This is a genomic window from Fervidobacterium sp. (assembly GCA_026419195.1).
Taxonomy (GTDB): Bacteria; Thermotogota; Thermotogae; order Thermotogales; family Fervidobacteriaceae; genus Fervidobacterium.
In genome coordinates, this window is sequence record JANZZV010000007.1 from 19,078 (window position 1) to 28,980 (window position 9,903).

At 34.6% G+C, this 9,903-nt stretch carries 12 protein-coding genes, 1 tRNA gene and 2 pseudogenes; all 15 read left to right on the forward strand.

The genetic code is table 11. The annotated features are described in order from the left end of the window. The first annotated feature begins 69 nt into the window (after window positions 1-69). A complete protein-coding gene (locus N2Z58_06560) occupies window positions 70-315 on the forward strand; it encodes a hypothetical protein (GenBank protein MCX7654321.1) in 246 nt (81 codons plus the stop codon). Continuing rightward, a complete protein-coding gene (locus N2Z58_06565; GenBank protein MCX7654322.1) occupies window positions 287-1,105 on the forward strand; it encodes a class I SAM-dependent methyltransferase in 819 nt (272 codons plus the stop codon). The genes N2Z58_06560 and N2Z58_06565 overlap by 29 nt, the downstream gene beginning before the upstream one ends. A 28-nt stretch (window positions 1,106-1,133) precedes the next feature. Continuing rightward, the gene (gene ftsY / locus N2Z58_06570) at window positions 1,134-2,030 is read left to right on the forward strand and encodes a signal recognition particle-docking protein FtsY (protein MCX7654323.1); all 897 of its coding nucleotides are present in this window, start codon (window positions 1,134-1,136) and stop codon (window positions 2,028-2,030) included. Window positions 2,031-2,034: 4 nt separating this feature from the next. Then, window positions 2,035-2,694: a DUF2225 domain-containing protein gene (locus N2Z58_06575; protein MCX7654324.1), complete on the forward strand. Its 660-nt coding sequence runs from the start codon at window positions 2,035-2,037 to the stop codon at window positions 2,692-2,694. 767 nt (window positions 2,695-3,461) lie between these two features. Then, a pseudogene (locus N2Z58_06580) lies at window positions 3,462-3,713 on the forward strand (LysM peptidoglycan-binding domain-containing protein). A 471-nt stretch (window positions 3,714-4,184) separates the two neighbouring features. After that, a pseudogene (locus N2Z58_06585) lies at window positions 4,185-4,397 on the forward strand (3D domain-containing protein). A gap of 36 nt (window positions 4,398-4,433) precedes the next feature. Next, entirely contained in the window at window positions 4,434-4,859 is a 426-nt protein-coding gene (locus N2Z58_06590) for an Rrf2 family transcriptional regulator (protein MCX7654325.1), read from the forward strand. Beyond that, window positions 4,856-5,905 carry a tRNA 2-thiouridine(34) synthase MnmA gene (mnmA, locus tag N2Z58_06595; protein ID MCX7654326.1) on the forward strand — a complete coding sequence of 350 codons (1,050 nt, stop codon included), beginning with the start codon at window positions 4,856-4,858 and terminating at the stop codon, window positions 5,903-5,905. The genes N2Z58_06590 and mnmA overlap by 4 nt, the downstream gene beginning before the upstream one ends. Before the next feature lie 88 nt (window positions 5,906-5,993). Next, window positions 5,994-6,515: a hypoxanthine phosphoribosyltransferase gene (hpt, locus tag N2Z58_06600; protein MCX7654327.1), complete on the forward strand. Its 522-nt coding sequence runs from the start codon at window positions 5,994-5,996 to the stop codon at window positions 6,513-6,515. Further along, window positions 6,512-7,753 (forward strand): LCP family protein, encoded by a 1,242-nt coding sequence (locus N2Z58_06605; GenBank protein ID MCX7654328.1) that lies wholly within the window; start codon window positions 6,512-6,514, stop codon window positions 7,751-7,753. Before hpt ends, N2Z58_06605 begins: the two co-directional genes overlap by 4 nt. Window positions 7,754-7,770: 17 nt before the next feature. After that, window positions 7,771-8,394 (forward strand): hypothetical protein, encoded by a 624-nt coding sequence (locus N2Z58_06610; protein MCX7654329.1) that lies wholly within the window; start codon window positions 7,771-7,773, stop codon window positions 8,392-8,394. Next, window positions 8,391-8,906, forward strand: a complete 516-nt coding sequence (locus tag N2Z58_06615) for a hypothetical protein (protein MCX7654330.1) — start codon at window positions 8,391-8,393, stop codon at window positions 8,904-8,906. The genes N2Z58_06610 and N2Z58_06615 overlap by 4 nt, the downstream gene beginning before the upstream one ends. Window positions 8,907-8,987: 81 nt before the next feature. Further along, a tRNA-Leu gene (locus N2Z58_06620) sits at window positions 8,988-9,072 on the forward strand. Further along, window positions 9,043-9,213, forward strand: a complete 171-nt coding sequence (locus N2Z58_06625; GenBank protein MCX7654331.1) for a hypothetical protein — start codon at window positions 9,043-9,045, stop codon at window positions 9,211-9,213. Before N2Z58_06620 ends, N2Z58_06625 begins: the two co-directional genes overlap by 30 nt. Beyond that, window positions 9,180-9,903, forward strand: a 724-nt coding sequence (locus N2Z58_06630) for a WecB/TagA/CpsF family glycosyltransferase (protein MCX7654332.1), incomplete at its 3' end; no start/stop codon positions are given. The genes N2Z58_06625 and N2Z58_06630, both read left to right, overlap by 34 nt.

Consider the following 9,903-nt stretch of genomic DNA (forward strand, 5'->3'; position numbering starts at 1 on the left):
GGACAGTAAAAGAGGTGTCTTTATCTGAAGTTAAAAAGTAAAGTCAAGAGGAAAGAATTTAATCTCCTTGTGCTTTTTTATATAGTTATACTGTTAGTTTTCCTGAGCTATTTTCTAACAAGTTATCTGAGGTATAGAACAACAATAAAAGAGTACGAAGCTGTAAAGCAAGCTTATGAAAAGGCAAAGGAAGAATTAATTCAAAAGGAAGAAACATTGAAAAGGCTTCAAGAATTAGTTAAGCAGTTAGAAGAATCGAAAAACAAGGAGGAAATTCAAGAGACTGATGTTTCAACAAACACAACAAGTTTCTAAAAATGTTCCTGAAACTACGGTTATAATTACGACCTCACACAACGGTTCTAAGTATGCTGTAAACTTAGCTAAGCAACTGTCAAATGAATTCGGTATTCCGTATTACAACAGACGTCATTTAACAGAAAGAATAAAACAAGGTGTTATACGGTTTTACTATGTTGTGGATAATAATTTGAATCTCTCTTTAAATGTTGGAAACCATAAACTTTTTTTCCATCCTGGAATTGCAAAGATAAGAATGGAAAATTATAAAAGAGAAGGACATGATTACCTTTTACAGGCTTTACAACCTTCGAAAGATGATATTGTGTATGACGGAACATTTGGACTTGGAATGGACGCAGTCTTTATCTCGCATTTTGTTAAGAAGGTTATAGGTACTGAAGTTTCGGAACATATATTCAGAGTCATTTCATATGGATTGAAAAAATATGTTGCCAAGGATGAATGGATAAACAATGCAATCAAAAAAATTGAACTCTACCATGCAGATATGAAACAGTTTGTGAAAAAACAACAAGACAAGGTATTTGACATTGTTTACTGTGATCCAATGTTTGAAAACCCTATCTTTGAAAGCTCAGCACTTAATCCACTAAGACCATTGGCAAGTTATGACACGTTAACCAACGATGTTTTACAAGATCTTGTAAGAATAGCCAAGAAAAGGGTTGTTATAAAATCATTGATGAAAGATAGATTATTGGAGCGGCTGAACATAAAATTTGACAGGGTTATAATAAGTAAGAAAAATGGTTTGGTTTTTGCATGCATAGATTTAGACTGAAAATTATAAATCCGCAGGGAGGTTAGCTATGGGTTTTTTCGAAAAGCTAAAAGAAGGACTTAGAAAAAGTAGAGATGCATTCTTTAATAAAATAGGGGAAATACTGAAATTTAAAAAGTTTGATTCTCAAACAAAAGAGGAAATAGAAGAACTGTTGATATCAGCCGATGTGGGCGTTGAAGCAACTGAGTATATTATCTCAAAACTTGAAAAGTTGAAGCCAGATGATGCACTTTCAGCGCTTAAAGAGATACTTATAGAAATACTAACTAATAACAACTCATTGAATTCGTCAAGTGATAAGCCTTTTGTAATAAATATAGTTGGTGTTAATGGCTCTGGAAAAACCACGACGTGTGGTAAGCTTGCTCATATGTTCAAAAGCGAAGGAAAGCAAGTCGTTATCGGAGCATGTGATACCTTTAGAGCAGCAGCAATAGATCAACTCAAAGTCTGGGCTGATAGATCGGGCGCAACGTTTATAGCTCACACAGAAGGTGCAGACGCTGCTGCTGTTGCGTATGATAGTGTGAGTCATGCCATTTCAAAATCAAAAGATATTGTGTTGCTCGATACGGCTGGAAGGTTACACAACAAAAAACATCTAATGGACGAATTGCAAAAAATAAATCGTGTTGTGCAAAAGTTAATACCCAGTGCTCCGCATGAAGTTCTTTTGGTATTGGATGCAGTGACAGGGCAAAACGGTTTACAGCAAGCAAAGATATTTAAAGAGGTAGTTAACGTCACTGGAATTGTCTTGACAAAACTTGACGGGACAGCGAAAGGTGGTATAACTATAGCGATTGCGAAAGAACTTGGTATACCTATAAAATTCATAGGTGTGGGGGAAGGGATCGAAGACTTAAAGCCATTTAATCCAAAAGATTTTGTAGAAGCTTTACTATTAACGGATGAAAGGTGAGAAAATGCCAGAAATGTGGGATAAGAAGTACAAATGTCCTCTCTGTGGTGGTACAGTCATGAGTAAGAAAGTCTTTACTGACAAGATAAGGATAAAAAGCTATGATCCTGACCTGAAACCAAACTACGAAGGTATTAATGTGCTTTTGTATTCTATTGTTGTGTGTGAAAATTGCTATTATGCGGCTTTAGAAGGTGATTTTGAATCTCAAATTTCCCCAGTTTATCTTGACGAAATCAAAAATGTGCAGAACCAAGTTAGAATTCCAAGCGATTTATCTTTCTCAAAAGAACGAGATCACAAGGTAGCTATATTGTCGTACGCGATTGCATCCTTGTTTTACAAGGCAAAAAGATTACCATGTAAAGTAGCGGAAATGTTTTTAAGAATTGCTTGGCTTTACAGAGAAATTGAAGATAATGAGAACGAACTTAAAGCTCTTGCCAAAGCCCTTGTGAATTTTGAAGAGTGTTATAGCACATCTCACATTGATGAAGAAAAAGAACCAATGATAGTATTTTATCTTGGTGAGATATCATACAAGCTTGGTAAAATTCAAGATGCAAGAAAATGGTTTTCTTTGCTGGTTACGAAGTATCGAACTTCAAAATCATTCTATGTCAAGGCAGGGAAGGATAGATGGCAGGAGATAAAGGAAGAATAAGAATTTTTTTGCCAGTTTTATTAATTCTCTTTTTTATGTTATCTGGTTGTTTTCCTTTGGGAAATTACCTTGAGTTATCTATGAGCGTGAGTGATATCAACAACCGGGTTGAAAATTTAGAGCAAAAGATAAATCAGAAAAGCCCTACAAGAAACTCTGAAATTTCAGAATTACAAAGAACTGTTTCGAATCTTCAAACTAGTATCCAAACTTTGCAAACAAATGTTGAAAATGTCAAGAAAATTTCCGAGATCGCTGAAAGCTATCTAACACTTGAAAAAAATGTCTCTTCAATAAACAATCAAATTGCGCAAATTTCAAAAGAGATAACAGACTTGGAAAAAGATGTTTCCTCACTTTCATCAAAAACAACTTCAGCGGAGAATAAAATTCAAGAACTTGAAAGGAAATTTTCATTCAAAATTGGCGCTGTAGAAAGCAAAATTGAAGAAATTCAATCTGTTTCAACAACATCAGGAGCCTCATTGATTCAGTTTACAAAGAAAATAGATGATATGGACAAGATTAATACACAACTTTCAAGTAGGATAGGTACTTTGGAAAGTAAAATCCAGGAATTGCAAACAAATATAACAGCATCAAATTCTTCAATGATTCAGCTTACAAAAAAACTTGGTGATTTAGAAAAGGTTACCAACTCAATTGCGAACAAGATGTTGAATGTAGAAAATCAATTGAAAGAGATAGAGAATGTAAAAAAGGAGCTCGATCTTGTTAATATGCGCCTAAGAAATCTGCAAGATGGTATGTCATTTAATTTAACACAGAATGATACACTATTTCTAAAACAACTTCAGCAACAAATTCAAGAAATAAAAGCAGCTATCCAGAGTTTGTCACCTGAAGAATTATTAAGACTTAAGAGTGGTTACATTTACTACGTTGTAAAGCAAGGAGACAATTTAAGCAGCATAGCAAGCGCCTATAACGTAAAGTTAAATGACTTAACATCGATAAACAACATCTCTGATGCTTCAAAGATTTACGTGGGTCAGGTGATAAAAATCCCTGTGAGTGAACCTTCACAATATGTTAGAACACCTGTTAAAATAGTTCCATCGGATATCATCACCTATTTTGGTCAGAACAAAAATGGAATAACAAGCATTGGAATGGATATATATGCACGTGGAAAAGATATATATCCTATCCTACCTGGAAAAATACTAAGTGTTGATAACAATACAGTTAGAATTGATCATGGAAATATGATAATAGCTGTATATGGCGGCGTGAACACATCTGTTAAACCAGGGAGTTTTATCTCAAATACAAAACCCTTAGGACAATGTATTGATGTTTTTCATTTTGAACTATATATAGAAGGCGAACCAAGAGATCCACTCAGACTTTTCACCGAATACAAAGGAGTATTTACTGTAACTTTTTATTCCGAGTGGGATGATGGAAAAGTACCTTCACATCCAACCTTTAGAATTGCAAGGAATGGGAGAGTACCTGAACAGTTTAAAACTATAGCAGTGGATCCAAGTGTTATACCTCTTGGTTCTCTTGTTTATATACCCACTTTAAATAATACTATTTTCATAGCTGAGGATACCGGAAGTGCGATAAAAGGTAATCGAATAGACGTATACGTGAGTGATGTACGTATGGCTTTGAATAACGGGGTATCACCTCATCCAGTTTATATCATATATCCTGAGAAGAATGTACAGTAATGCTCACAAATCTTAGACACAAAGGGAAGTGAAAATATGGCAATTACAATGAAGAGTGAGTATGCAATAAAAATAATGATACTAATAAGTACCGAAAGTAAGCGTGTAAACGCTCGTGAACTTATTCAAAAATGTCATGAAAAACTACCTCTTGAGTTTATAGAGAAAATACTTGCAGAATTGGCAAGAAAAGGTATACTAAGAGCCTATAGAGGCAGAGGTGGAGGCTATGAAATTGGTAAAAGCCCTGAACTAATAACAGTTTATGATATTGTTTCCGCTGTCGACAATCCAACTGATGCTATAAAATGTTTTGTCGATGTAAATGATAAAAATGGTTCGCCTGAAAGTTGTACTGTTAATAAAATTTGGGAATTTGTGCTTGAAAAGATGAGAGATGCATTAAAATCAATAACTCTGAAGGATCTAGTGGACGATTATATTGCGAGGTGCAAAAGTTGAGTAAAAAGGTTGGAATATTGCTGAGCGGAGGAGTGGATAGCGCAGTTGCACTTTATCTACTTTTAGAACAAGGTTACGATGTAATAGCTTATCATATGAAAACTGTTTCAGACGAGCTTTATATAACTAAACAAATTAAACATAAAGTTTGTTGCAGTCCATCAGATACCCACGATGCTCGAATGATTGCGAAAAAATTTAACGTACCATTCAAGATAATCCATGTAGAAGAAATTTTTAAAGAAAAGATAATAAACTATTTTATCAATGAAAACCTCTTAGGACGGACTCCCAATCCGTGTTTTTTTTGCAATGACATTATAAAATTTGGAGTAGTTTTTGAACAAGCAATTTCTGACGGATTAGATTTCATTGCGTCTGGACATTATGCCAGAATTATCGATGGGAAATTATACAGAGCTGTTGATAAAGATAAAGACCAATCTTATTTTTTAGCCTCTATAAGAAAAGAGAAGTTAAACAAGATATTACTTCCAAATGGTGAGTACTCAAAGGATGAGGTAAGAAAAATTGCACAGCGAGTTGGTATACATGTGGCTCAAAAGACCGATTCACAAGACCTGTGCTTTTTGCCAGATAATGACTTTAAAAGCTTTTTCCAGGAACAGGGAATAATAATACAAAAAGGCAACATAATAACCAGCGAAGGCAGAATAATTGGACAACATAGTGGACTTCCATTTTATACAATAGGGCAGAGAAAATTCGGGATAGCAACAGGTCAAAAATATTACGTTAAAACTAAAAATATTGATGGAAACTACATTGTTGTTGCTCCGTTGGAAGAGTTATACCAAAGGGAAATGATAGTTGGTAATGTTAACTTTCTGGATGATTTACCAGAGCAATTTCAAGCTACTGTAAAAATAAGGAAAAAGTTCAACGAAATAAGTTGTTTTGTGAAGAAGTTGGATGGAAAATTAAAAGTTTCATTTGAAGAACATGTCTTTGCAGTTACTCCAGGTCAGATAGCTGTATTTTACAACCAAGACCAGGTTTTATGTGCTGGTGTTATTGAAAAGTGAGAAATTTAACTTAATATTTAAATACGGAATAAGAAAACTTGCAACCTTCAATGTGAAATTTCCAAACTATTTCAAGGAGGCGATCTTTTTGGTTGAAATAATGATCTCAAGTGATGAATTAAAAAAAAGAATAAAAGAATTAGGACAAGAAATAACAAAATATTATAAGGATAAGACTGATATACTTCATGCAGTTTGTGTATTGAAAGGTTCAATACATTTCTTTAGTGAGCTCGTTCAAGATATAGATATGAACGTTGAGTATTCGTTCATTCAAGTATCAAGTTATTCTGGAGTTTCGTCAACAGGAAGGATCCGGGTTAAGAGTTGGATAGATGAACCTATTGAGGGAAGGTATGTAATAGTTGTTGAGGATATTTTAGACACTGGACTTACACTATCTTATATATTAGAGTACCTTAGAAGGTACAGGCCGGCTGATCTGAAAGTGGTTACATTGTTAAGAAAACTTGGAAGGGAATCTAAAGTTGCACCTGACTTTGTTGGGTTTGATATAGAAGATAAATTTGTAGTTGGATATGGACTAGATTGGAATGAGAAATACAGAAATTTACCTTACATTGGTTGGGTTAAGGGAGATTCAGTATGAAAAACTTCCTTTACATAGCCATTATCGTATTTGGAATGGCTGTTGCTTTGTTTGTTTCAACAATATGGGTTGAGATGTTTTTGCGATTTCTTTTTGTTCCAACAGAAGATCCTGTAAACATATTAATCCTTGGTCTTGACAAAGACATAGGGAATACTCGACGTACCGATGTAATACTGGTTACAAGCGTTGATCTAACAAACAAAAAGATCTTAATATCAAGTATTCCGAGGGATTTGATAGTTGATGGTAGAAAAATAAATTCTTATTATCAAAACGAAGGGATTGAAAACTTTAAGAAGCGCATAGAGCTACTTACAGGTATGAAAATTAACAGGTACGTCATCGTTGACTATGATATATTCCAGTACCTCGGAGATGAATTAGGTCCTATAGATGTTTTCGTAGATAGACCAATGCATTACAAAGATGTAGCTCAAAATTTAGAGATTAACTTCTCTCCTGGATATTATAGAATGAATGGAAAACAATTATTAGCTTACTTAAGATTTCGAAAAACAGCGGAAGGAGATATAGGTAGACTTGACAAACAAAGGGTAATTATTGAAAAGCTTGCTCAAAAAGCCATGAGTAAAAACATACTTTCTTTGACAGCTCTTTATAGAGATATAAGAAAACGCACAGAATTAAACGTAGAAGTCGGTGAAATTGTTTACATAGCTTCAAAACTGAGAAGTGGATTTAAGATTGAAAGTATAATGTTCCCATTTTATATAGGACAAGATGGCAATCTGTATATTGATGAAGCAAAACTTCAAAGTTATATGCAATCACTTGCAACCGGTGAAAAAAAAGTGGAAGAAAAGTATAGATGCTATGTTATTAACAATACATCTAAACGTAATTTAGACACCGGAAAAGTTATAGAAGAAATGTTCAAAAATGCCGGTTTTCAACCCAACAAAATTTTCTACGATGGTGTTAATGTTGATTTCAAGAAAAATACAGTACTAATACTCAGAAAAAACGAGACACTCAAGGCTTACGTAGAAAATATAGTTGATAAGACTTTTCCTGGTTCAAATTTTGACGTTGCTTTTGCTGAGGATAGATTAGATTATATAACAAAATACTTAAGTGTAATCGGGGAGTTAACTAAGACCGGAAGACAAGTAGTTTTTCCTATCGATTTTATTATAATTTTAGTTGACATATCGAATTTTGGAGCAAGTTCATCTAAAACTAGTGACACAACTAGTGCGCATAAAAACCAGTAGAGGTGATTTTTTCGAATATGGGTCTTAACCTAAAAAAGTTTATCGCCGTACTTTTACTTGTTACCTTACTTGGCACAGTTTTGCCTCAGCAAAAGCCCCTAACAGAAAATGGTATAAGTGTATTTGGATTTATAGAGAAAATATCTGGAAAGCGAAATTTCGATATAACGGTTAAACTAATATTTGATGTTATAAGTGATGGAAAAAGAAAGCTTTTTTCAACTTACTTTGAAATGAAAATTGTGAATCTTGAAGAGTTCACATTCACTATAAAAGAACCAGAAATATTAAAGGACATCGTAATAAAATACAACGTCTTAACAAGAAAAGCCGAGTACAGTTACCTTAAGTACAAAGTTACAGAAACGTTTAAGGCAGAACTACCTCAAATAAGTGACCTTATTCAGAGTCTTACGGATTTTCTTTCTTCCCCTCTTTTTGAATCAAAAAATGTCAAGGATGGAATAGAATTCCGTCCGAGAAATTTTCAGGTACTTGCAAGGTTCGGTGTACAACCAATCGTGGTACTGTTGAAAATGAAAGATAACGTACCACAAAGTATAGAGATTAGAAACGACAAAACAGATGAAAAAATCACACTGATTTTTGAGAAATTCGTTGTAAGGAGGGAACAATTGTGAAATACAAAGCGCTCTTCTTAATCATCTTACTTTTCTTTGTAGAAACTGTAGTCTTTGCTTTTGTGAACGTCGGAGTAGGTTATAACTTTTCTAAACAGAATAATTGGACTTTTAGAATTGGTTACGAGAGCGATACTTTTGTAGCGAATGCAGACTACGGAATAAATTCTTTTTGGAATATAAACAGCGCATTTTTCTTTAACACCCCAATGTACCTAGGTATAGGTCCCATGTTGAATGTATTCAACAATTTCTCTGATTCTAAAATGAAAATAACCTTCGGACCTTCCATAATACTCAAATACAATAACCGAAACGAACTAAGATTGGGATTTTTGTACGATTTTTCAAATAATTTTCAAATAACAAATCCGTCAGAAAACCTTTATATTCAGTTCAGATATTATGCACCGGATCCTCCAGGTATGAAAATGAAAGATAGATTATATGTGGAGCTGGGTTATTTTTCCCCCAATTTGTTTTTGCTAGTAGGTCTCCTAGAGCCATTCTGATCAAAAAAGTTTTCACTTTCTTGAAAGTTGTAACTTCTATGATATAATATCAGTTGAACCATAACCACTGAAGATAAAAGAGCCGAGGTGGCGGAATTGGCAGACGCGCATGACTCAGGATCATGTGGGATTTCCCGTGCGGGTTCAAATCCCGCCCTCGGCACCAGATGAGAAATCTGTGGGTCGGAATTACCGACCCGGTTTTTTTGTAGTCGCAGCTGTCAAAAATCTACTAAAGATTATTATCTTCGGTGATGAAAGTGTGGTGAAAGATTGGACAAAATATTTTTTTATTCTTATCCACTGATATGTGGTAAAGCTGACGAATTACGTAAATTTCTTGTTCAATCTATCGAAGAAGGTAAGAAAATGTTTGTTGTAACCTTGAACAGTCAAATATTTCTGAAAGCTCAGCAAATACCAGACTATGATGAAGCTTTGAGAAATGCTACATTTCACCTGCCAGATGGAGCAGGGGTTGTTTGGGCTTTGAAAAAGCATTGCAAAGTAAAAACTGATAGAGTACCAGGGATCGACACAATGCTGTACCTTTGTGAAGAGGCAAGGTTGAGAAAGTGGAGAGTATATTTGTTGGGTGCTAAGCCGGATGTAATAAAAAAGGCTACGGAAAGATTATCCGCAAAAGGTATAAATATAGTTGGATACCACCACGGATACTTTGAAGATCAAACACCAGCAAATGAGATAAAAAAACTAAAACCTGATCTTCTGTTTGTTGGTATGGGGGCTCCAAGGCAAGAACTGTGGATTTATCAGCATATGTACCTACCTTTTAAACTAGCAATGGGTGTCGGGGGAAGCTTCGACGTAATAGCAGGTGTTAAAAGGCGTGCACCAAAATTCTTCCAACAGATGAGACTTGAATGGTTTTATCGATGGATTACGGAACCAATTTCTCGTTCACGTGTACCAGTCGACGTTATGAAATTCTTCTTTAAGGTGGTATTAGATGGAAAAAACGGAACTTGTAAAAAAT

Bases quoted from the DNA above. Each gene is read 5' to 3' on its own strand.
- N2Z58_06575 (MCX7654324.1), top strand. From the start codon at position 2,035: ATGCCAGAAATGTGGGATAAGAAGTACAAATGTCCTCTCTGTGGTGGT.
- N2Z58_06590 (MCX7654325.1), top strand. From the start codon at position 4,434: ATGGCAATTACAATGAAGAGTGAGTATGCAATAAAAATAATGATACTA.
- N2Z58_06605 (MCX7654328.1), top strand. From the start codon at position 6,512: ATGAAAAACTTCCTTTACATAGCCATTATCGTATTTGGAATGGCTGTT.
- N2Z58_06610 (MCX7654329.1), top strand. From the start codon at position 7,771: ATGGGTCTTAACCTAAAAAAGTTTATCGCCGTACTTTTACTTGTTACC.
- ftsY (MCX7654323.1), top strand. From the start codon at position 1,134: ATGGGTTTTTTCGAAAAGCTAAAAGAAGGACTTAGAAAAAGTAGAGAT.
- N2Z58_06565 (MCX7654322.1), top strand. From the start codon at position 287: ATGTTTCAACAAACACAACAAGTTTCTAAAAATGTTCCTGAAACTACG.